Origin of the sequence: Escherichia sp. Lx600-2 (genome assembly GCF_036662595.1) — a bacterium.
GTDB classification, from domain to species: Bacteria; Pseudomonadota; Gammaproteobacteria; order Enterobacterales; family Enterobacteriaceae; genus Escherichia; species Escherichia coli.
Genome location: NZ_JAYQWM010000015.1, coordinates 60,623 through 82,257 on the forward strand (window position 1 = coordinate 60,623; position 21,635 = coordinate 82,257).

Here is a 21,635-nt window from a genome sequence, read left to right on the forward strand (position 1 = left end):
AGGGTGCTTAACGATCCCCGATTTACCGCTGAAGTCGAGCTGACCATTCCCTTTCACGACGTCGATATGATGGGCGTGGCCTGGCACGGTAACTATTTTCGCTACTTTGAAGTGGCCCGCGAGGCGCTGCTCAACCAGTTCAATTACGGCTATCGGCAGATGAAAGAGTCCGGTTATTTGTGGCCAGTGGTCGATGCGCGGGTGAAATATCGCCACGCCCTCACCTTTGAGCAACGCATCCGCGTGCGTGCGCATATCGAAGAGTTCGAAAACCGTCTGCGGATTGGCTATCAGATTTTCGATGCCGAAACGGGCAAACGCGCCACCACCGGATACACCATTCAGGTCGCGGTCGACGAGCAAAGTCGCGAACTGTGCTTTGTCAGCCCCGATATTCTGTTTGAACGCATGGGAGTCAAACCATGAAATTTTTACCGCTACTGGCGCTGCTGATTAGCCCGTTTGTGAGCGCCCTGACCCTGGACGATCTTCAGCAACGCTTTACCGAACAATCGGTGATCCGCGCCCATTTCGATCAAACCCGGACGATTAAAGATCTGCCGCAGCCGCTGCGATCTCAGGGCCAGATGTTGATCGCCCGCGACCAGGGGCTGTTGTGGGATCAAACCTCACCGTTCCCCATGCAACTATTACTGGACGATAAACGCATGGTGCAGGTGATCAACGGTCAGCCGCCGCAAATCATCACGGCAGAAAACAACCCGCAGATGTTTCAGTTTAACCACCTGCTGCGCGCGCTGTTCCAGGCCGATCGCAAAGTGCTGGAACAAAACTTCCGCGTCGAATTTGCCGACAAAGGCGAAGGCCGCTGGACGCTGCGCCTGACCCCAACCACCACGCCGCTGGATAAAATTTTCAACACCATCGATCTCGCCGGGCAAACCTATCTGGAGAGCATTCAACTTAATGATAAACAGGGCGATCGCACCGATATTGCTCTTACCCAACATCAACTGACGCCAGCGCAACTGACCGATGACGAACGCCAACGTTTTGCCGCCCAGTAAACGCCCCGCGCTGTTATGGGGGCTAGTCTGCCTGGTCATGGCGGCGGCGTTGCTGATCCTGCTGCCGCAATCACGGCTGAACAGTAGCGTGCTGGCTATGTTACCCAAACAGGCGATGGGCGATATTCCCCCAGCGCTGAATGACGGCTTTATGCAGCGTCTGGACCGCCAACTGGTGTGGCTGGTCAGCCCCGGTAAAGAGGCTAATCCCAGGGTGGCTCAGGAGTGGCTGACGCTGCTGCAAAAATCCGCTGCGCTCGGCGACGTTAAAGGGCCAATGGATGCCGCCAGCCAGCAAGCGTGGGGCGCGTTTTTCTGGCAGCACCGCAACGGCCTGATTGACCCCGACACCCGCGCCCGCCTGCAAAACGGCGGCGAAGCGCAGGCGCAGTGGATCCTCTCCCAGCTTTATTCTGCATTCTCCGGGGTAAGCGGCAAGGAGCTGCAAAACGATCCGCTGATGTTAATGCGCGGCTCGCAGCTGGCGATGGCAAAAAATGGCCAGCGTTTGCGGCTGATGGACGGCTGGCTGGTGACGCAGGATCCCCAGGGCAACTACTGGTATCTGCTGCACGGCGAACTGGCGGGATCGTCGTTTGATATGCAGCAAACCCACCAGCTCATCACGACCCTGAATACGCTGGAAAAGGATCTGAAAACGCGTTACCCACAGGCGCAGTTGCTCTCGCGCGGCACGGTATTTTACAGCGATTACGCCAGTCAACAGGCGAAGCAGGATATCTCAACCCTGGGCGTGGCAACGCTGCTGGGGGTGATATTACTGATTGTGGCGGTGTTCCGCTCTTTGCGCCCATTGTTGCTTTGCGTGATTTCCATCGGCATCGGCGCGCTGGCGGGAACGGTCGCCACTTTATTGATTTTCGGTGAATTACACCTGATGACGCTGGTGATGAGCATGAGCGTTATCGGCATTTCCGCTGACTACACGCTCTATTATCTCACCGAGCGGATGGTGCACGGCAACGACGTTTCGCCGTGGCAAAGCCTGGCGAAAGTACGCAATGCCCTGCTGCTGGCGCTGCTCACCACCGTGGCGGCATATCTGATTATGATGCTCGCCCCCTTCCCCGGCATTCGCCAGATGGCGATTTTTGCCGCCGTCGGGTTGAGCGCCTCCTGTCTGACCGTCCTGTTCTGGCATCCGTGGCTGTGCCGTGGCCTGCCGGTGCGTCCGGTTCCGGCGATGGCGCTGATGCTGCGCTGGCTGGCAGCGTGGCGGCGCAATAAAAAACTGTCGCTGGGTCTGCCCGTCGCGCTGGCGCTGTTTTCGCTGGCGGGGATGTCAATGCTGCGCGTCGATGACGATATCTCGCAGTTACAGGCGCTGCCGCAGCATATTCTGGCGCAGGAGAAAGCCATTACCGCCCTGACCGGACAAAGCGTCGATCAAAAATGGTTTGTGGTTTACGGCGATTCGCCACAGCAAACATTGCGGCGACTGGAGAAATATACCGCCTCACTTGAGTATGCGAAAAAAGAGGGGCTTATCAGCAACTACCGCACCATTCCGCTGAACTCCCTTGCGCGGCAGGAGGAAGATTTACAACTGCTGAAAACGGCGGCCCCGACAGTAACAAAAGCGCTGCAAAATGCCGGGCTGACGGCAGTGAACCCGGATCTCAACGCCATGCCAGTGAACGTTGATGAATGGCTGGCAAGCCCTGCCAGTGAAGGCTGGCGTCTGCTGTGGCTGACGCTGGAAAACGGCGAAAGCGGCGTACTGGTGCCGGTTGAAGGGGTTAAAAGTAGCGCGTTGATGCAGGAAATCGCCACATATTACCCTTGCGGCATTGCCTGGGTTGATCGCAAAAGCACCTTTGATGAGTTGTTCGCGCTTTACCGTTATGTCTTAACCGGCTTGTTGCTGGTGGCGCTGGCGGTGATTGCCTGCGGCGCAGTGGCCCGTCTCGGCTGGCGCAAAGGGCTTATCAGCCTTGTACCTTCGGTGCTTTCGCTGGGTTGTGGTCTGGCGGTGCTGGCGATGAGCGGGCAGGCGGTGAATCTCTTTTCGCTGCTGGCGCTGGTGCTGGTGCTTGGCATCGGCATCAACTACACGCTGTTTTTCAGTAATCCGCGCGGCACACCATTAACTTCGCTACTGGCGATCACGCTGGCAATGCTCACCACCTTGCTGACGCTGGGAATGCTGATATTCAGCGCCACCCAGGCCATCAGCAGTTTTGGCATTGTGCTGGTGAGCGGTATTTTCACCGCCTTCCTGCTTTCGCCGCTGGCGATGCCCGATAAAAAGAGAACAAAAAAATGATCAAATCCACATTCTGGCGAGCGTTCGCCCTGACCGCTACGCTTATCCTCACCGGCTGTAGCCACTCGCAACCAGAACAGGAAGGCCGCCCGCAGGCGTGGCTGCAACCTGGCACGCGCATCACGCTGCCGGCACCAGGGATTTCACCCGCAGTCAATTCGCAGCAACTGTTGACCGGCAGCTTCAACGGCAAAACCCAGTCGCTGTTAGTGATGCTTAACGCCGACGATCAGAAAATCACCCTTGCCGGGCTGTCGTCGGTCGGCATTCGCCTGTTTCTGGTGACCTACGATGCGCAAGGGCTACGCGCCGAGCAATCCATCGTCGTCCCACAGTTACCGCCCGCAAGTCAGGTACTGGCTGACGTGATGCTCAGCCACTGGCCGATTAGCGCCTGGCAACCGCAACTTCCCGCAGGATGGACACTTCGCGACAACGGTGACAAACGCGAGCTGCGTAACGCCAGCGGCAAACTGGTCACGGAAATCACCTATCTGAATCGCAAGGGCAAACGCGTGCCAATCAGCATTGAGCAGCATGTCTTTAAATACCACATCACCATTCAATACTTAGGTGACTGATATGATTTATATTTCCGCCGTCGGCATGATCAACGCCCTGGGAAATAACCTTGACGAAATCGCAACCAACCTGACTCGCGGTGTTGCTCCCGGCATGCGCCCGCGCGCAGGCTGGTTGCAGGGGCATCCGCAGGCGGTCCTGGCTGGCGTGGATGGCGAGCTTCCGCTTATCCCGGAAAAATTCGCTGCGCACCGCTCGCGCAACAATCAGATCCTGCTGGCGGCGCTGGCGCAGATCCAGCCGCAGGTTGATGACGCTATCGCGAAATATGGTCGCGAGCGCATCGCGATTGTACTTGGCACCAGCACCTCCGGCCTGCATGAAGGCGACACGCACGTTAACCTGCGCACCCACGGGCAGCCGAGCACCACATGGCACTACGCGCAACAGGAACTCGGCGATCCGTCGCGTTTTCTCAGCCACTGGCTGGCGCTCGACGGCCCGGCCTATACCCTTTCAACCGCCTGCTCTTCCAGCGCCAGAGCGATAATCAGCGGGCGCAGGCTTATCGAAGCGGGGCTGGTCGATGCCGCCATTGTGGGTGGCGCAGACACCCTGAGCCGGATGCCGATTAACGGTTTTCACAGCCTCGAATCGCTGTCGCCAACCTTATGTCAGCCGTTTGGTCGTGACCGCGCAGGTATCACCATTGGTGAAGGGGCGGGGCTAATGCTGCTGACCCGGGAACCGCAGCCCATCGCGTTGCTGGGCGTTGGTGAATCGAGCGACGCTTACCATATTTCGGCCCCGCATCCGCAGGGCGAAGGGGCGATCCGCGCCATTAATCAGGCACTGACCGATGCGCAGCTTACGCCAGATGACGTCGGCTATATCAACCTGCACGGCACCGCCACGCAACTCAACGACCAGATTGAATCGATGGTGCTTAACGCCCTGTTTGGCGAACGCGTACCGTGCAGCTCCACCAAACATTTGACCGGCCACACGCTGGGCGCGGCGGGCATTACCGAAGCAGCAATCAGTATGTTGATCTTACAGCGTGATTTACCGCTGCCCGCCCAAGATTTCAGCCTGTCGCCACGCGATCCCACGCTGCCACCCTGCGGCATTATCGAAAAACCGCAGCCGCTGGCTCGTCCGGTGATCCTGTCCAATTCCTTCGCCTTTGGCGGCAATAACGCCAGCATTCTGCTCGGGAGGGTTTCGTGAGCCACTATTTATCCCCCGGCGCTTATCTGCCCCACGACGCGCCCATGTTACTGCTGGAAGACGTGGTGAGCGTCAGCGATGACAGCGCGGTGTGCCGCGTGACGGTTTCGCCCAGTGGCGTACTGGCACCGTTTCTCGACCCGGACGGCAATCTCCCCGGCTGGTTTGCCCTTGAACTGATGGCGCAAACCGTCGGCGTCTGGTCTGGCTGGCATCGCCACCAGCAGGGCAAAAACAGTATTGAGTTAGGGATGATACTGGGCGCGCGTGAATTGCTTTGCGCCGCTGGCATTCTGCCCGCAGGCCAGACGCTGACCATTACCGTCAAACTGCTGATGCAGGACGATCGCTTCGGCAGTTTTGAGTGCAGCATCAACGACGGCGAGGCGACGGGCCGCATTAACACCTTCCAGCCGACCGCGGAAGAACTTACCACCCTGTTTCAACAAGGAGCGTCCTGATGAGTCGTTCAGTTCTGGTTACTGGTGCCAGCAAAGGCATTGGTCGCGCCATCGCCTGCCAACTGGCGGCAGACGGCTTTAACATTGGCGTTCACTATCACCGTGACGCCACAGGCGCTCAGGAAACGCTGAATGCCATTGTCGCCAACGGGGGTAACGGGCGTTTGCTCAGTTTCGACGTCGCAAACCGCGAACAGTGTCGGGAAGTGCTGGAGCATGAGATCGCGCAACACGGTGCCTGGTACGGCGTGGTCAGTAACGCCGGGATCGCCCGCGATGCCGCTTTTCCGGCTTTAAGCGATGACGACTGGGATGCGGTGATCCACACCAACCTCGACAGTTTCTACAACGTCATTCAGCCGTGCATTATGCCAATGATCGGCGCGCGCCAGGGTGGGCGCATCATCACGCTGTCCTCGGTTTCCGGCGTAATGGGCAATCGCGGCCAGGTGAATTACAGCGCAGCCAAAGCCGGAATTATCGGCGCAACTAAAGCGCTGGCTATCGAACTCGCGAAGCGCAAAATCACCGTCAACTGCATCGCGCCGGGGCTTATTGATACCGGGATGATCGAAATGGAAGAGAGCGCTCTGAAAGAGGCAATGTCGATGATCCCCATGAAACGTATGGGCCAGGCGGAAGAAGTTGCCGGGCTTGCCAGTTATTTAATGTCTGATATTGCGGGTTACGTCACCCGCCAGGTTATTTCCATCAACGGAGGGATGTTATGACACGTCGCGTAGTGATTACAGGAATGGGCGGCGTGACTGCCTTTGGTGAAAACTGGCAGGACGTTTCTGCACGCTTACTGGCGTATGAAAATGCGGTGCGCAAAATGCCGGAGTGGCAGGTCTACGATGGCCTGCACACCCTGCTTGGCGCGCCTGTTGATGATTTCACGCTACCGGAGCACTATACCCGCAAGCGTATCCGTGCGATGGGCCGCGTATCGCAAATGTCGACCCGTGCCAGCGAGCTGGCGTTAGAGCAGGCAGGGTTGATTGGCGATCCGATATTAACCAGCGGCGAAACGGGCATTGCGTACGGTTCATCGACCGGCAGTACCGGCCCGGTAAGCGAGTTCGCCACCATGCTGACGGAAAAGCACACCAATAACATCACTGGCACCACCTATGTGCAGATGATGCCGCACACCACCGCCGTTAATACTGGCCTCTTTTTCGGCCTGCGCGGGCGGGTGATCCCAACCTCCAGCGCCTGTACTTCCGGCAGCCAGGCAATCGGTTATGCGTGGGAAGCCATTCGCCACGGTTATCAAACGGTGATGGTTGCTGGTGGTGCCGAAGAGTTATGTCCTTCAGAAGCAGCGGTATTTGATACGCTTTTCGCCACCAGCCAGCACAATGATGCGCCGAAAACCACACCTTCACCGTTCGATGAAAACCGCGACGGGCTGGTGATTGGTGAAGGCGCAGGTACGCTCATTCTCGAAGAACTGGAGCACGCCAAAGCGCGCGGCGCGACCATTTACGGTGAAATCGTCGGCTTTGCGACTAACTGCGACGCGGCACATATTACCCAGCCGCAGCGCGAAACCATGCAGTATTGTATGGAGCAATCGCTGAAAATCGCCGGGTTAAGCGCACAAGATATCGGCTATATTTCAGCGCATGGTACGGCGACCGATCGCGGTGATATGGCAGAAAGTCTGGCGACAGCAACCATTTACGGTGATAATGTGCCGCTCTCCTCGCTGAAAAGTTATTTTGGTCATACGCTTGGTGCCTGTGGCGCGCTCGAAGCCTGGATGAGTCTGCAAATGATGCGCGAAGGTTGGTTTGCGCCTACGCTAAACCTGAATAAACCAGACCCGAATTGTGGCGCGCTGGATTACATCATGCATGAAGCCCGCAAGGTTGATTGTGAGTTTTTGCAGAGTAACAACTTTGCCTTTGGCGGCATTAATACATCCATCATCATTAAACGTTGGCCCTGATATGTATCGGATAGTTCTGGGGAAAGTTTCGACCTTAAGCGCAGCTCCACTGCCACCGGGTTTACGCGAGCAAGCACCGCAAGGTCCACGACGCGAACGCTGGCTGGCGGGGCGTGCATTGCTTTCGCACACGCTTTCCCCGCTACCGGAGATCATCTATGGCGAACAAGGCAAACCTGCATTCGCGCCGGAAACGCCGCTATGGTTCAACTTAAGCCATAGCGGTGACGATATCGCCCTGCTGTTGAGTGATGAAGGCGAAGTCGGCTGCGATATCGAAGTGATTCGCCCGCGCGCCAACTGGCGCTGGCTGGCGAACGCCGTGTTCAGCCTCGGGGAACACGCTGAAATGGACGCCGTGCATCCTGATCAGCAACTGGAAATGTTCTGGCGCATCTGGACGCGCAAAGAAGCCATCGTTAAACAGCGTGGCGGCAGCGCCTGGCAAATCGTCAGCGTAGACAGCACCTATCACTCCTCGCTGTCAGTCAGCCATTGTCAGCTAGAAAATTTAAGCCTTGCGATCTGCACCCCCACCCCCTTTACGCTCACCGCCGACAGTGTGCAATGGATCGATTCAGTTAACTGATCCCGCCCACCCGACTGCCCATCTATTGATCCAGAACAGGTAATCAGTATGACGAATACTTAAAATCGTCATACTTATTTCCGCCATCTATTTTAATCCATTGGGGTTACCATGCTCTCCACACTCCGCCGCACTCTATTTGCGCTGCTGGCTTGTGCGTCTTTTATCGTCCATGCCGCTGCACCAGATGAAATCACCACCGCCTGGCCGGTGAATGTCGGGCCACTAAACCCGCACCTTTACACGCCTAACCAGATGTTCGCCCAGAGCATGGTTTATGAACCGCTGGTGAAATATCAGGCTGATGGTTCGGTGATCCCGTGGCTGGCAAAAAGCTGGACTCATTCAGAAGATGGTAAAACCTGGACCTTCACCCTGCGTGATGACGTGAAATTCTCCAACGGCGAACCGTTTGATGCAGAGGCGGCGGCAGAAAACTTCCGCGCAGTGCTCGATAACCGTCAACGTCACGCCTGGCTGGAGCTGGCAAACCAGATTGTTGATGTTAAAGCACTCAGTAAAACAGAGCTGCAAATCACCCTGAAAAGCGCCTACTATCCTTTCCTGCAAGAACTGGCCCTGCCGCGCCCTTTCCGCTTTATCGCCCCCTCGCAGTTTAAAAACCATGAAACCATGAACGGGATTAAAGCGCCGATTGGCACCGGGCCGTGGGTTTTGCAGGAATCGAAACTGAATCAGTACGATGTCTTCGTCCGTAACGAAAACTACTGGGGCGAAAAGCCGGCAATTAAGAAGATCACTTTTAACGTCATCCCGGACCCGACTACCCGCGCGGTGGCGTTTGAAACTGGCGATATCGACCTGCTGTACGGAAACGAAGGGTTATTACCGCTCGATACCTTCGCCCGCTTTAGCCAGAACCCGGCTTACCACACCCAACTGTCACAGCCGATCGAAACCGTGATGCTGGCGCTCAATACCGCCAAAGCCCCCACCAACGAGCTGGCAGTACGTGAAGCTCTTAATTACGCGGTAAACAAAAAATCGCTGATTGATAACGCGTTATATGGCACCCAGCAGGTCGCCGACACTCTGTTTGCCCCTTCTGTGCCTTACGCTAATCTCGGCCTGAAACCGCGCCAGTACGATCCGCAGAAAGCGAAAGCGTTGCTGGAAAAAGCCGGTTGGACGCTGCCTGCGGGCAAAGACATCCGCGAGAAAAATGGTCAGCCGCTGCGCATTGAACTGTCGTTCATCGGCACCGATGCGTTAAGCAAATCGATGGCGGAAATCATTCAGGCTGATATGCGCCAGATTGGCGCAGATGTCTCGCTGATTGGCGAAGAAGAGAGCAGTATCTATGCTCGTCAGCGCGACGGTCGTTTTGGCATGATTTTCCACCGCACCTGGGGCGCGCCATATGATCCACACGCCTTCCTGAGTTCAATGCGCGTACCGTCACACGCTGACTTCCAGGCACAGCAAGGATTAGCCGACAAACCGCTGATTGATAAAGAGATCGGCGAAGTGCTGGCGACCCATGACGAAACGCAACGTCAGGCGCTGTATCGCGACATTCTGACCCGTCTGCATGACGAGGCGGTTTATCTGCCTATCAGTTACATCTCAATGATGGTGGTATCAAAACCGGAGCTGGGTAACATCCCCTACGCGCCGATCGCCACCGAAATTCCGTTCGAACAGATTAAACCGGTGAAACCTTAATGTTGCGTTACGTATTACGCCGCTTTCTGCTGCTGCTCCCCATGGTGCTCGCCGCCTCGGTGATCATTTTTCTGATGCTGCGTCTCGGTACCGGCGACCCGGCGCTCGATTATTTGCGTCTGTCTAACCTGCCGCCGACGCCGGAGATGCTGGCCTCTACCCGCACCATGCTGGGACTGGATCAGCCGCTGTACGTCCAGTACGGTACCTGGTTGTGGAAGGCGCTGCATCTTGACTTTGGTATCTCATTCGCCAGCCAACGCCCGGTGCTGGACGATATGCTGAACTTCCTGCCCGCCACGCTGGAACTTGCAGGTGCCGCGCTGGTATTAATTCTGCTCACTTCTGTGCCGCTCGGTATCTGGGCGGCGCGCCATCGCGATCGTCTGCCGGATTTCGCCGTACGTTTCATCGCGTTTCTCGGCGTGTCGATGCCCAACTTCTGGCTGGCATTTTTACTGGTGATGGCGTTTTCGGTGTATCTGCAATGGCTACCCGCGATGGGCTACGGCGGCTGGCAGCACATCATTTTGCCTGCGGTTTCCATTGCCTTTATGTCGCTGGCGATTAACGCACGGCTGCTGCGCGCCAGTATGCTGGACGTCGCCGGTCAGCGTCACGTCACCTGGGCGCGGCTACGCGGCCTGAATGACAAACAGACCGAGCGTCGTCATATTCTGCGCAATGCCTCGCTGCCGATGATCACCGCCGTGGGGATGCACATTGGCGAACTGATTGGCGGGACGATGATTATCGAAAACATCTTTGCCTGGCCCGGCGTCGGGCGCTATGCGGTGTCGGCGATTTTTAACCGTGACTATCCGGTGATCCAGTGCTTTACGCTGATGATGGTGGTGGTTTTTGTGGTCTGTAATTTGATTGTCGATTTGCTCAACGCCGCGCTGGACCCACGCATTCGTCGTCATGAAGGAGCGCACGCGTGAACTTTTTCCTCTCTTCCCGCTGGTCGGTACGCCTGGCGCTGATCATTATCGCCCTGCTGGCGCTGATTGCGCTCACCAGCCAGTGGTGGCTGCCGTATGACCCCCAGGCGATTGATTTGCCGTCGCGCCTGCTTTCGCCGGATGCGCAGCACTGGTTGGGCACCGATCACTTAGGGCGCGATATTTTCTCGCGGCTGATGGCAGCGACCCGTGTGTCGCTCGGTTCGGTAATGGCCTGCCTGCTGCTGGTGCTGACATTAGGGCTGGTTATTGGCGGCAGCGCCGGGCTGATTGGCGGGCGCGTTGATCAGGCTACCATGCGCGTCGCCGATATGTTTATGACCTTCCCGACCTCGATTCTGTCATTCTTTATGGTTGGCGTGCTCGGCACTGGGCTGACCAACGTAATTATCGCCATCGCCCTGTCGCACTGGGCGTGGTATGCACGCATGGTGCGCAGCCTGGTGATTTCACTGCGCCAGCGCGAGTTTGTGCTGGCATCACGGCTTTCTGGCGCGGGCCATGTGCGAGTGTTTGTTGATCATCTGGCAGGTGCGGTGATCCCTTCGCTGCTGGTGCTGGCAACGCTGGATATCGGCCATATGATGCTGCACGTCGCGGGGATGTCCTTCCTCGGCCTCGGCGTGACCGCACCGACCGCCGAATGGGGCGTGATGATTAACGACGCGCGCCAGTATATCTGGACCCAGCCGCTGCAAATGTTCTGGCCGGGGCTGGCGCTGTTTATCAGCGTGATGGCCTTTAACCTGGTGGGTGACGCACTGCGCGATCATCTGGACCCTCATCTGGTGACGGAGCACGCACACTAATGCCGCAACAGATTGAACTGCGTAATATCGCGCTACAGGCCGCGCAGCCGCTGGTGCACGGCGTATCGTTAACCCTTAAACGCGGGCGTGTGCTAGCGTTAGTCGGCGGTAGCGGCTGCGGGAAATCATTAACCTGCGCCGCGGCGCTGGGAATTCTGCCCGCAGGCGTTCGCCAGACGGCGGGGGAAATTTTAGCCGATGGCAAACCGGTTTCTCCCTGCGCCCTGCGCGGCATCAAAATTGCCACCATCATGCAGAACCCGCGCAGCGCCTTTAATCCGCTACGCACCATGCACACCCACGCGCGTGAAACCTGCCTGGCGCTGGGGAAACCCGCCGATGACGCTACGCTTACCGCTGCCATAGAAGCGGTGGGGCTGGAAAACGCCGCACGCGTGCTGAAGCTGTACCCGTTCGAGATGAGCGGCGGCATGTTGCAGCGCATGATGATTGCGATGGCGGTGCTTTGCGAATCACCGTTTATCATCGCCGATGAACCAACCACCGACCTCGACGTGGTAGCACAGGCGCGCATCCTCGATCTGCTGGAAAGCATTATGCAAAAACAGGCGCCGGGGATGCTGCTGGTCACCCATGATATGGGCGTAGTGGCGCGTCTGGCGGATGACGTGGCGGTGATGTCGCACGGTAAGATTGTCGAACAGGGCGATGTCGAAACGCTGTTTAACGCCCCCAAACATACGGTGACGCGCAGCCTGGTTTCCGCTCATCTCGCCCTCTACGGTATGGAGCTGGCATCATGACTTTACTTAACGTTTCCGGCCTTTCCCATCACTATGCGCACGGTGGATTTAGCGGAAAACATCAGCACCAGGCTGTGCTGAATAACGTTTCCCTGACCCTGAAAAGCGGCGAAACCGTCGCCCTGCTGGGGCGCAGCGGCTGCGGGAAAAGCACCCTCGCGCGGCTGCTGGTAGGCTTAGAGTCTCCCTCACAAGGGAATATTAGCTGGCGCGGCGAATCGTTGGCAAAGCTCAATCGCGCCCAGCGTAAAGCGTTCCGCCGCGATATTCAGATGGTATTTCAGGACTCCATCAGCGCCGTGAATCCGCGCAAAACCGTGCGCGAGATCCTGCGTGAACCGATGCGCCACCTGCTATCACTGAAAAAATCCGAACAACTGGCGCGCGCCAGCGAAATGTTGCGCGCGGTCGATCTCGACGACAGCGTGCTCGACAAGCGCCCACCGCAGTTAAGCGGCGGCCAGCTCCAGCGCGTCTGCCTGGCTCGCGCACTGGCGGTCGAACCGAAACTACTGATTCTGGATGAAGCCGTTTCTAACCTTGATCTCGTGTTACAGGCGGGCGTCATTCGCCTGCTGAAAAAGCTACAACAACAGTTTGGCACTGCCTGCCTGTTCATCACCCACGACTTACGCCTGGTGGAACGCTTTTGCCAGCGAGTGATGGTGATGGACAACGGACAAATCGTCGAAACCCAGGCGGTGGGAGATAAATTAACCTTTTCCTCTGACGCCGGACGTGTGCTACAAAACGCGGTATTACCCGCATTCCCCGTGCGCCGTCGCACCTCAGAAAAGGTTTAACGCAAATGCAACGAGTCACCATCACGCTTGATGACGATTTACTGGAGACGCTGGACAGCCTGAGCCAGCGTCGTGGTTATAACAACCGTTCCGAAGCTATCCGCGATATTCTGCGTAGCGCCCTGGCGCAGGAAGCTACCCAGCAGCACGGCACACAAGGTTTCGCGGTGCTGTCGTATGTGTATGAACACGAAAAACGCGACTTAGCCAGCCGTATTGTTTCCACCCAGCATCATCACCACGATCTCTCGGTTGCCACGCTGCATGTGCACATTAATCACGACGACTGTCTGGAAATCGCCGTGTTGAAAGGCGACATGGGTGACGTGCAGCATTTTGCCGATGACGTTATCGCCCAGCGCGGCGTGCGGCACGGGCATTTGCAGTGCCTGCCGAAGGAAGATTGAGTTATTTCTGAAACGAGGAAAGAAAAGATATTAACTGAACTTAATTTATAAAATTAAGTTCAGTTGCATAGATAGATCCTGTAAAGGCAGATATTCTGCGTAATGTACGCCGCTAAAATTTATAAATGATTCAAACGCTCATTCAGTGTTTCAATAATATAGGTATTAACAGAGACTTGTTGCTGCGCAGCCGCATTATTAAGGCGTTCACTCAGCGATTCTGGATAGCGTAACGTAAAGGTCTTAATCTTTTCTGTACGCGCATACGGCTCAATACCCGCAGCTTTACAATCCTCAAGATACTCTCGCAGAGAAAGTTCCCCTTCTTTTTGCAGCCCCTGAATGCTGTCAGAGACAAAATCACAATAACCTGACAAGCCCAGGAATTTGCCACGAAATGCATTCAGTTCTGGCACGTAAGTGATAACAGCAGGTTGCCCGGCAATCTCCATAGAGTTTGGCGTCTTCAGTTTGATCATGGTTTTACCCCTATACTTAGTAACCAGTCACGCACGCTTTCTACAGCGCCTTTGTCGGTATCTGGCGACGGATGAGGCCGATGGAAACACGCAACGCTCATATTTAGTATGAACTTACAACGCGAACCTCTTCCTTCCTTAATTTCTCCGCCTAATGCTTTAACCAGTGACTCTATATCAGACCACTTGATCCCTTGAGGAACAGGAGATTTAAATATTTGATCCAATGTATTTTTTTGTTTCTTCCGTAAAGCCTGTACCTTGGTTCTCATGGCATGTCCTTATGACTTCACTTTATGACATCAATAGTATGACATCACAGTATGAAGTCAAGTTTCCCTTCCTCACGCCATTGTCCCAATCGTCTTCCTGAATCGCAGCAGTGCGATGGTGAAAAACGCGCCGCCAATTGCCATCAGCGTCAGGAACTGCGGCCAGACGATTTCGAATCCGGCACCCCGGTAGAGAATGGCCTGCGCGAGGCTAACAAAGTGTGTCGTCGGCATGGTCAGCATAATGTCCTGCACCATCTGCGGCATACTTTCGCGCGGCGTGGAGCCACCGGAAAGCATTTGCAGCGGCAGCAGCACCAGAATCACCAGCAGCCCCAGTTGCGGCATTGAACGCGCTATCGTCCCCATAAAAATGCCGATTGACGTGGTGGCAAACAGACTGAGCGCCACGCCCAGCATAAACAGCGGGATCGAGCCTTCAATCGGTACGCCCAGCACGCCTTTCACCATCAGCACCAGCGATAATCCCGATACCACCAGCACCACCAGCCCCATCGACCAGACCTTAGCCATCATGATCTCAAACGGCGTTATCGGCATCACCAGTAAATGTTCCACCGTGCCGTGTTCACGCTCGCGGATCAGCGCCGATCCGGTCAATACAATCGCCAGCATGGTAATGTTGTTGATGATTGCCATCACCCCGCCAAACCACGCGGGATCAAGGTTCGGGTTAAAGCGCATCCGGGTTTCCAGCGATACCAACGGTTCGCTGTTATCGCGGTAGCGCGCGACAAAGCTGTTCACTTCACCGTTGATAATATTCTGGATATACCCGTTGCCGGTAAATGCCTGGCTCATGCGCGTGGCATCGACGTTCACCTGAATATCTGGCTGGCGTCCAGCGAGGACATCACGCTGAAAATTAGGCGGAATATTTATCGCGAAGGTATAGCGTCCGGCGTCCAGTCCGGCATCCATCTCATCGGCGGTGATCATCTCCGGTGGCAAAAACCACGGGCGATAGAAGCTGTTAACGATCCGATTCGATAACTGCGATTGATCCATATCGGCAATGGCGATCGGTGCCAGGTTCAACGATCCTGGCGTAACGGTCGCTGACGAATACACCGACACCGTAAACGAGAAGACAATCAATGTCAGCATCGCTTTATCACCGAGTAGACTGCGCAACTCTTTGATACCCAGATTAAAAATATTGCGTAAATGGCGCATCATCCCTCCTGTTTTTTCAACAGCAGGATGCTTAAGCCCATCACCAGCGGTATGGCTATCAGCAACGGGATAAAAAGTTGCCACAAATCAGTCAGATCCAGCGCTTTCGAGAACGTCCCGCGGGCGATAGTCAGAAAATGACTGGTCGGGTAAACCTCGCCGATCCAACGTCCCGGCCCTTCCAGCGAAGCTACCGGATCGATCATCCCGGAAAACTGTGTCGCCGGGATCAACGTGATAATCGCCGTACCGAAAATGGCGGCAATCTGGCTTTTCATAAAGGTGGAGATCAGCAGCCCCATTCCGGTGGCGATGATGATATACAGCAGCGCCGCCAGGGTGAGCGTCAGGAAACTGCCTTTATGCGGTACGCCAAACACAAACACCGACAGGCCGCAGAGCAGGAAAAAGTTCAGCATCCCCAGCGCGATGTACGGTAGCTGTTTGCCAAGCAAAAATTCGCTACGGGTGGTGGGAGTCACGTAAAGGTTGATAATCGACCCTAGTTCTTTTTCCCGCACCACGCTAAGGGCGCTTAGCATTGACGGGATCATCATCAGCAGAAGCGGGATCACCGCCGGAACAATCGCTGGCAGGCTTTTTACGTCCGGGTTATAGCGATAGCGCGTCTCAATATTCATCAGCACGCTTTGGCTGGCGGGTGTGGATTGTCGGCTTGCCACATCCTGAAGCCAACTCTGGTGCATTGCCTGCACGTAACCTTTTACCGTTTCGGCACGACTGGGCATCGCTCCGTCGATCCAGACGCCGAGTTCCACAGGCGTACCACGCGCGATATCACGCCCGAAATTTGGAGGGATCTCAATTGCCACCGTGATATCGCCCGCACGCATCCGACGATCAAGCTCGTCATAACTGGTAAGCGGCGGCTGTTCGATAAAGTAACGGGAACCGGAGAGGTTGAGCGTCCACGCCTGGCTACTGACGGTCTGGTCGCGGTCAAGCACCGCAAAGCGCAGGTTTTCCACATCCATACTGATGCCGTAACCCATTATCAGCATCAGGATCACCGTTCCCATCAGCGCCAGCGTCGAACGGACCGGATCGCGGCGCAATTCCAGTGCTTCGCGCCGGCTGTAGCTAAACAGACGGCGCAGGCTAAATCCCTGGCGCGGCGCGTGTGTAGCATCGTGTATCACGGGAGGCGCTTCGGCTTCGTTGCTCTGTCCTGCCGCTTCCTGCAAATAGGCGATAAATGCCTCTTCCAGACTGGCGGCTCCGCGTTTCTCAACCAGTTCCTGCGGTGTACCGCTGGCGAGCACTTTTCCGGCGTGCATCAGTGAGATACGGTCGCAGCGTTCCGCTTCGTTCATAAAGTGGGTGGAGATGAAGATAGTCACTTTGTCCTGGCGCGAGAGATCGACCATCAACTGCCAGAACATATCCCTCGCCACCGGATCGACGCCAGAAGTAGGTTCATCGAGGATTAACATTTCCGGGCGATGAATCACCGCCACCGCCAGCGAAAGCCGCTGGCGAATGCCGAGCGGCAATGACTCCGGCAGAACATCTTCAACGTCGTTGAGTTTAAAACGCTCGCTCATTTCAGCCACTCGCGCGGGAATTTCCGCTTCCGGGATGTGAAACAAACGGGCATGTAACTCAAGGTTTTGCCGCACGGTGAGTTCGTTATAGAGCGAAAACGCCTGCGACATATAGCCCACCCGACGGCGGGTATCGATATCTTTTGGATCAACCGGTTGCCCAAATAGCCACGCCTCACCTTCGCTGGCGGGCAGCAGTCCGGTAAGCATTTTCATGGTGGTGGATTTACCGCAGCCATTCGAACCAAGAAAACCAAAAATCTCCCCGCGTGGAATGCGGAAATTAACGTGATCAACGGCAACGAAGGAACCAAAACGCATGGTCAGATCGCGCGCTTCGATGGCAATCTCTGCGTTTTCAGGTTGATACGGTGGGATCACTACCGCCTGATGCGCCTGGCGTTGTGCTTGCGGTAACAGATTAATAAATGCTTCTTCCAGCGTGGCGCTTTGCGTTTGCTGCCGCAGCTCTTCGGCGCTGCCAGTTGCCAGCACTTCTCCGGCATTCATCGCTACCAGCCAGTCGAAGCGTTCGGCCTCTTCCATATAGGCGGTGGCGACCAGCACGCTCATATTGCTCTGCCGCTGGCGAATACTGTCGATCAGATCCCAGAACTGGGCGCGGGAGAGCGGGTCAACCCCCGTTGTTGGCTCATCAAGAATCAACAGTTCCGGGTCGTGGATTAACGCACAGCACAGCCCCAGTTTTTGCTTCATCCCGCCGGAGAGTTTCCCTGCCGGACGATCGCGAAACGGTGCTAACCCGGTGCTGGTCAGCAGCTCATTAATTCGGACTTCCCGCTCCGCTTTATCGTGACCGAACAAGCGAGCGAAAAAATCGACATTTTCATACACCGATAAGGTGTGGTAGAGATTTTTGCCCAGCCCCTGCGGCATCCAGGCGATGCGCGGGCAGACGTCGCGGCGATGCTTCGGGTCGCGCATATCGCCGCCCAGCACCATCACATTGCCCTGTTCAATGACGCGGGCACCGGAAATCAACGACAACAAGCTCGACTTCCCGACGCCATCCGGACCAATCAGCCCGACCATACAGCGGGCCGGAATATCGAGTGTGATATTGTTCAGCGCAACGGTTTTTCCATAATGCTGGCTCACGCCCGCCAGTTGCGCGACAGGCGGGACGGGAACCAGTTCCAGATGCGTCATTGCGGCAACCTCACCACGAGGTCGTCAGGCCACGGAAGTTCTTCATTCACCCGCACCCACGCTACGCCCGGCAAGCCCGTTTTGACATATTCCAGATGCTGCTGGAGTAATTCCGGTGGGATACGCGCTTTGACGCGGAACATCAGTTTCAGCCGTTCATCGCTGGTTTCGACGGTTTTTGGCGTGAACTGGGCGACACTGGCGACAAAACTGATGGTTGCAGGAATACGCAGATCTGGCGCGGCATCGAGGATCAGCCGGGCTTCACCGCCAAGTTTCAGCGTGCCCGCCTGTTCGGTTGGCAGAAAGAAGGTCATATAGACGTCGCTGAGATCGACCATATTCAGCACCCGACCGCCTGCCGCCAGCACTTCCCCTGGCTCGGCAACCCGATACTGCACGCGTCCGTCACGCGGGGCTTTCAGTTCGCTGTCATCGATATCTGCGACAATGCGCCGTTCAGTGGCTTGTGCGGCTTCGACGCGGGTTTGCGCCTGAATGATATTGGTGCGTGCCGCTTCTATAGCGGCTTTAGAAGCCGAAACCTGGGCTTTTGCTGATTCCAGCGCAGCTCGGGCGCTCTCAGCGGCGGCGCGGTCGTCATCCAGCTGTTGCGCAGAAATAGCCCCTCGTTGGGCCAGTGAACGGGAACGCGTATGACGTTTTGCTACGGAGTCCAGTTCTGCCTGGCGTTGATTAACCAGCGACTGTGCGGCACGAGTTTCGCTTTGGCGTTGCTCCAGCAAAGCCTGCGCGGCGGCAACGGCGCTTTGTGCCTCTTTGATTTGCGCGATGGCTTCCAGTCGCTGCTCCTGCAACACGCGAGTATCCATCTTCGCCAGCACTTCGCCTTCGCGAACAAACTGGCCTTCTTTCACCAGAATGGTGTCGATACGCCCGGCAATTTTGCTGGCGATATCCACTTCCGTCGCTTCAATGCGCCCATTGCTGACGGCAAAGCCTTCTGGCACACCTGCCGGGCGCAACAGCCACCACGCCACTATAGCCGCCACCGCCAGTAACCCGACAACCCACCACGCCAGATGGCGCTTACTTTTATCCATAATCGACCCGCCATAATCCCTGTAAGCAAACGACGCGTGTTACAACTGCCGCCGAACGACGTTCAGCGGATTCTTCCATCCGGGATAAGAAGGAAACGGCAAATACGACCAGCGCGCAGAGCATTGAGCGCCAACGGGGAAGGCTTAGTGAAAACGGGTAGTAATGTTGTCATCATCAGCATTCCTGGCCGTAAATGAAACACGCATACTCATAAGTGTGATCTATAAAACTGGCTGACAAAACGGTATCCATCCTGTTGGATAGCGTTTCACGCCTGTTCAGTTGCAGGAACAGAGCATTCCTTTTTACGTTTTATCAACAGTCTCAACCAGATAGTAACATTAATATTCATGTTGTCTATGGTTCAGAGCTGTAACATTGTGCGCCTTCTAATCAAAGGCATAAGTCCATTTTTGTTTTTTTCATGCTGGTAAGACTTCCAGGGAGTGGTTATCTCAGGCCCCGCACCAGGGTTAATTTGGCAATTATGCATGCTGAACATTCTTCCAGCATGTTTACTGTCACGGGCGTTAAGACCTAAAACTGTCCCCGTTTCACCTATACGTTCTCTTCCACCATTACCGTTATGTGCAACAACTTGATTTATACCTAACATTTGTGAGCATGCTAATAGTGCTTCAAGTTTAGGTCTGTAATCTGTCGAAACAGAAAAATAACGATTAAAGGATCGACAAGAGATAGCCCGGCTAGTTTTAAACTTTTTACCATTAATTATAGCATGATGCTTTTTATTAATAATTGCCGCTAATTCGACCGGATCGAGAGCATTGGTCATTTCATCAATAGAGACCGTTATCGGTCCTATAATGTAACGTTTTCGCTGATCATCAAAAGTTATCCCATGATGATTTGCCATTATTTTGTATTTGGAGTCATAGAAACATACAGGATAATCTTTTATCCCAGCGTAGGTATCCTCATCAAGTGGTTTCATACGCGTGAAGTTCTGCATATAGTTACCATTGCAATTCGTTTCATGATTTCCAGCTAATACATGAACGTTATCATTGATGCTCATTATGCGTTTTAACAAATCGATGATAAATTGATCGCCACAGATATTACTAAATCGATCGCCGGTTTGGTCACCCAAAAACGTACATGGCGTCACTGCGTCTTTATTAATAACTAAATAAGGCTGAAGACTTTCTAAAATAATGTCTCTTCTGTTCAGGATACTGATTATTGTATTAACATTAGTATCAAGTTGCTCATTAAAGTTCTCCCTTAGCAATACGTTGAGAACTTCATCTTCTATATTAAGCAACTGGCTAAGAAAATTTACTCCTTCAGCCATAATTCCCAAATGTTCCGTTGCAAAAAGCGCGTACAAAACTGCACCGACTGAGCCATCGGTATCACCAAAATAGGTTGGTCTGGTACTTGTGGGATCAACAGGTGAACAATTGGAGAAATAGGTTCTGTCAGCGAACTGGAGTTTTATAATTGTTTCGAATTTAATATCAAAGACATTGTATTGCGATATTTTCCAGTTCCAGATGGGTTTGTACGACTCAGTAACTGCAACATCATTAGCATTATCATTTACTGTCATATTATTAAGTAAATAAACAATGCTGCACCAATTAATATCGGTATCATCAAGAGGGCAACCGTAATTTTTACTATTAATTGTCACAATAAACTGATAACTATTATTCCTACGTAGAATATGGGCACGCATGCCCGATAGCATACTATATTTTTCTGAACGATCCGTTTGTATGGTAAATGATATTTTGTCATCTTGAATAGATTGTTGGAACCGTTCTATTTGCCAATCATCTATTTTTTCCACAACCTCACCGAGCATTGTCCTGGCAATACTTGATATATCATCACCTATACCATTTGCAATATACCCAAACAGTTCTTTAGTGAAGTTGGTAACATGCTCTTGCACCATATCATTTGTTGCGATTGTCGTTATACTGTCGTTAGTACCTGCCACAGTTCCAATTTTCATCTTTTACCTCATATAATTCACCGCGAGGAATACATAGTTATCATTTAATCTTATGACATACACCTCATGTTCGATGGAAAAATAATTATATTTTGCACAAATCATTCAGCCTTAAAGCATAATATGAAATTTCTTATCTCATAGTAGAGAAAGTCCCTAAAGATTGTAGAGGCGTCATCAGTACATACCTCTACAATCGATTAAGAAAACCTATGAAATACTGGCAGGATTAAAAAAACATACCACAGCACTCATGGAGTTTTAACGAGGTTGAAAACAACTAAGCCCTGGGACACCTTTTTTATCACCACGTTCGTTAAGGAAGGTGCGAACAAGTTCCTGATATGAGATCATCATATTCATCCGGAGCGCATCCCAGAGGGACATCATGA

The 21,635-nt window shown here is 54.4% G+C and carries 22 protein-coding genes; 15 read left to right on the top strand and 7 right to left on the bottom strand.

Translation table 11 applies throughout. The annotated features are described in order from the left end of the window. Positions 1-3: 3 nt before the first annotated feature. The 15 genes from OQV04_RS08145 (at position 4) to nikR (ending at position 13,508) form a co-directional block, all read left to right on the top strand. Positions 4-426, top strand: coding sequence for an acyl-CoA thioesterase (locus OQV04_RS08145; RefSeq protein ID WP_000930891.1), 423 nt, complete (start codon positions 4-6; stop codon positions 424-426). Continuing rightward, positions 423-1,028 (top strand): LolA family protein, encoded by a 606-nt coding sequence (locus OQV04_RS08150; RefSeq protein ID WP_032281751.1) that lies wholly within the window; start codon positions 423-425, stop codon positions 1,026-1,028. Before OQV04_RS08145 ends, OQV04_RS08150 begins: the two co-directional genes overlap by 4 nt. Further along, on the top strand, positions 997-3,315 hold the full coding sequence (locus OQV04_RS08155) for an MMPL family transporter (protein ID WP_045177609.1): 2,319 nt from the start codon (positions 997-999) through the stop codon (positions 3,313-3,315). The genes OQV04_RS08150 and OQV04_RS08155 overlap by 32 nt, the downstream gene beginning before the upstream one ends. Beyond that, positions 3,312-3,896, top strand: a complete 585-nt coding sequence (locus OQV04_RS08160) for a DUF3261 domain-containing protein (protein WP_000597700.1) — start codon at positions 3,312-3,314, stop codon at positions 3,894-3,896. The genes OQV04_RS08155 and OQV04_RS08160 overlap by 4 nt, the downstream gene beginning before the upstream one ends. A gap of 1 nt (position 3,897) precedes the next feature. Continuing rightward, a complete protein-coding gene (locus OQV04_RS08165) occupies positions 3,898-5,067 on the top strand; it encodes a beta-ketoacyl-[acyl-carrier-protein] synthase family protein (RefSeq protein WP_032281755.1) in 1,170 nt (389 codons plus the stop codon). After that, positions 5,064-5,528 carry an ApeP family dehydratase gene (locus OQV04_RS08170; protein WP_000020240.1) on the top strand — a complete coding sequence of 155 codons (465 nt, stop codon included), beginning with the start codon at positions 5,064-5,066 and terminating at the stop codon, positions 5,526-5,528. Before OQV04_RS08165 ends, OQV04_RS08170 begins: the two co-directional genes overlap by 4 nt. Continuing rightward, a complete protein-coding gene (locus OQV04_RS08175; protein WP_000091664.1) occupies positions 5,528-6,259 on the top strand; it encodes a 3-ketoacyl-ACP reductase FabG2 in 732 nt (243 codons plus the stop codon). The genes OQV04_RS08170 and OQV04_RS08175 overlap by 1 nt, the downstream gene beginning before the upstream one ends. Further along, complete coding sequence (locus OQV04_RS08180; RefSeq protein ID WP_000198472.1) at positions 6,256-7,485, top strand: beta-ketoacyl-ACP synthase; 1,230 nt, start codon at positions 6,256-6,258, stop codon at positions 7,483-7,485. The genes OQV04_RS08175 and OQV04_RS08180 overlap by 4 nt, the downstream gene beginning before the upstream one ends. Position 7,486: 1 nt before the next feature. Beyond that, positions 7,487-8,074 carry a 4'-phosphopantetheinyl transferase AcpT gene (gene acpT / locus OQV04_RS08185; RefSeq protein WP_000285784.1) on the top strand — a complete coding sequence of 196 codons (588 nt, stop codon included), beginning with the start codon at positions 7,487-7,489 and terminating at the stop codon, positions 8,072-8,074. A gap of 111 nt (positions 8,075-8,185) precedes the next feature. Next, positions 8,186-9,760 (top strand): nickel ABC transporter substrate-binding protein, encoded by a 1,575-nt coding sequence (nikA, locus tag OQV04_RS08190; RefSeq protein ID WP_000953368.1) that lies wholly within the window; start codon positions 8,186-8,188, stop codon positions 9,758-9,760. Continuing rightward, a complete protein-coding gene (gene nikB, locus OQV04_RS08195) occupies positions 9,760-10,704 on the top strand; it encodes a nickel ABC transporter permease subunit NikB (protein WP_032281756.1) in 945 nt (314 codons plus the stop codon). The genes nikA and nikB overlap by 1 nt, the downstream gene beginning before the upstream one ends. After that, positions 10,701-11,534 (top strand): nickel ABC transporter permease subunit NikC, encoded by an 834-nt coding sequence (nikC, locus tag OQV04_RS08200; RefSeq protein WP_001008963.1) that lies wholly within the window; start codon positions 10,701-10,703, stop codon positions 11,532-11,534. Before nikB ends, nikC begins: the two co-directional genes overlap by 4 nt. Beyond that, on the top strand, positions 11,534-12,298 hold the full coding sequence (nikD, locus tag OQV04_RS08205; RefSeq protein ID WP_032281757.1) for a nickel import ATP-binding protein NikD: 765 nt from the start codon (positions 11,534-11,536) through the stop codon (positions 12,296-12,298). The genes nikC and nikD overlap by 1 nt, the downstream gene beginning before the upstream one ends. Then, positions 12,295-13,101, top strand: coding sequence for a nickel import ATP-binding protein NikE (gene nikE / locus OQV04_RS08210; protein ID WP_032288306.1), 807 nt, complete (start codon positions 12,295-12,297; stop codon positions 13,099-13,101). The genes nikD and nikE overlap by 4 nt, the downstream gene beginning before the upstream one ends. A gap of 5 nt (positions 13,102-13,106) precedes the next feature. Further along, the gene (nikR, locus tag OQV04_RS08215; protein WP_001190062.1) at positions 13,107-13,508 is read left to right on the top strand and encodes a nickel-responsive transcriptional regulator NikR; all 402 of its coding nucleotides are present in this window, start codon (positions 13,107-13,109) and stop codon (positions 13,506-13,508) included. A gap of 119 nt (positions 13,509-13,627) precedes the next feature. Here the strand turns inward: nikR and OQV04_RS08220 are convergent, their stop codons facing one another. The 7 genes from OQV04_RS08220 to OQV04_RS08250 form a co-directional block, all read right to left on the bottom strand. After that, positions 13,628-13,987, bottom strand: coding sequence for a type II toxin-antitoxin system HicB family antitoxin (locus OQV04_RS08220; RefSeq protein ID WP_000593555.1), 360 nt, complete (start codon positions 13,985-13,987; stop codon positions 13,628-13,630). After that, entirely contained in the window at positions 13,984-14,259 is a 276-nt protein-coding gene (locus OQV04_RS08225) for a type II toxin-antitoxin system HicA family toxin (RefSeq protein WP_001259382.1), read from the bottom strand. Before OQV04_RS08225 ends, OQV04_RS08220 begins: the two co-directional genes overlap by 4 nt. A gap of 72 nt (positions 14,260-14,331) precedes the next feature. After that, on the bottom strand, positions 14,332-15,456 hold the full coding sequence (locus tag OQV04_RS08230) for an ABC transporter permease (RefSeq protein ID WP_001314210.1): 1,125 nt from the start codon (positions 15,454-15,456) through the stop codon (positions 14,332-14,334). Beyond that, positions 15,456-18,191, bottom strand: a complete 2,736-nt coding sequence (gene rbbA / locus OQV04_RS08235) for a ribosome-associated ATPase/putative transporter RbbA (protein ID WP_032281760.1) — start codon at positions 18,189-18,191, stop codon at positions 15,456-15,458. The genes OQV04_RS08230 and rbbA overlap by 1 nt, the downstream gene beginning before the upstream one ends. Beyond that, entirely contained in the window at positions 18,188-19,255 is a 1,068-nt protein-coding gene (locus tag OQV04_RS08240) for an HlyD family secretion protein (protein ID WP_032281761.1), read from the bottom strand. The genes rbbA and OQV04_RS08240 overlap by 4 nt, the downstream gene beginning before the upstream one ends. A gap of 62 nt (positions 19,256-19,317) precedes the next feature. Beyond that, positions 19,318-19,431, bottom strand: coding sequence for a protein YhiY (yhiY, locus tag OQV04_RS08245; protein WP_001296785.1), 114 nt, complete (start codon positions 19,429-19,431; stop codon positions 19,318-19,320). Positions 19,432-19,620: 189 nt separating this feature from the next. Next, a complete protein-coding gene (locus tag OQV04_RS08250) occupies positions 19,621-21,243 on the bottom strand; it encodes a DUF4049 domain-containing protein (protein WP_101969543.1) in 1,623 nt (540 codons plus the stop codon). Positions 21,244-21,635: the final 392 nt, after the last annotated feature.

Excerpts from the sequence above, each read along its gene's own strand:
- OQV04_RS08150 (WP_032281751.1), top strand. The coding sequence starts at position 423 with ATGAAATTTTTACCGCTACTGGCGCTGCTGATTAGCCCGTTTGTGAGC.
- OQV04_RS08165 (WP_032281755.1), top strand. The coding sequence starts at position 3,898 with ATGATTTATATTTCCGCCGTCGGCATGATCAACGCCCTGGGAAATAAC.
- OQV04_RS08180 (WP_000198472.1), top strand. The coding sequence starts at position 6,256 with ATGACACGTCGCGTAGTGATTACAGGAATGGGCGGCGTGACTGCCTTT.
- acpT (WP_000285784.1), top strand. The coding sequence starts at position 7,487 with ATGTATCGGATAGTTCTGGGGAAAGTTTCGACCTTAAGCGCAGCTCCA.
- nikE (WP_032288306.1), top strand. The coding sequence starts at position 12,295 with ATGACTTTACTTAACGTTTCCGGCCTTTCCCATCACTATGCGCACGGT.
- OQV04_RS08230 (WP_001314210.1), bottom strand. The coding sequence starts at position 15,456 with ATGCGCCATTTACGCAATATTTTTAATCTGGGTATCAAAGAGTTGCGC.
- nikD (WP_032281757.1), top strand. The coding sequence starts at position 11,534 with ATGCCGCAACAGATTGAACTGCGTAATATCGCGCTACAGGCCGCGCAG.
- yhiY (WP_001296785.1), bottom strand. The coding sequence starts at position 19,431 with ATGATGACAACATTACTACCCGTTTTCACTAAGCCTTCCCCGTTGGCG.
- OQV04_RS08220 (WP_000593555.1), bottom strand. The coding sequence starts at position 13,987 with ATGATCAAACTGAAGACGCCAAACTCTATGGAGATTGCCGGGCAACCT.
- OQV04_RS08225 (WP_001259382.1), bottom strand. The coding sequence starts at position 14,259 with ATGAGAACCAAGGTACAGGCTTTACGGAAGAAACAAAAAAATACATTG.
- nikA (WP_000953368.1), top strand. The coding sequence starts at position 8,186 with ATGCTCTCCACACTCCGCCGCACTCTATTTGCGCTGCTGGCTTGTGCG.
- rbbA (WP_032281760.1), bottom strand. The coding sequence starts at position 18,191 with ATGACGCATCTGGAACTGGTTCCCGTCCCGCCTGTCGCGCAACTGGCG.
- OQV04_RS08250 (WP_101969543.1), bottom strand. The coding sequence starts at position 21,243 with ATGAAAATTGGAACTGTGGCAGGTACTAACGACAGTATAACGACAATC.
- nikB (WP_032281756.1), top strand. The coding sequence starts at position 9,760 with ATGTTGCGTTACGTATTACGCCGCTTTCTGCTGCTGCTCCCCATGGTG.
- nikR (WP_001190062.1), top strand. The coding sequence starts at position 13,107 with ATGCAACGAGTCACCATCACGCTTGATGACGATTTACTGGAGACGCTG.
- OQV04_RS08175 (WP_000091664.1), top strand. The coding sequence starts at position 5,528 with ATGAGTCGTTCAGTTCTGGTTACTGGTGCCAGCAAAGGCATTGGTCGC.
- OQV04_RS08155 (WP_045177609.1), top strand. The coding sequence starts at position 997 with ATGACGAACGCCAACGTTTTGCCGCCCAGTAAACGCCCCGCGCTGTTA.
- OQV04_RS08160 (WP_000597700.1), top strand. The coding sequence starts at position 3,312 with ATGATCAAATCCACATTCTGGCGAGCGTTCGCCCTGACCGCTACGCTT.
- OQV04_RS08240 (WP_032281761.1), bottom strand. The coding sequence starts at position 19,255 with ATGGATAAAAGTAAGCGCCATCTGGCGTGGTGGGTTGTCGGGTTACTG.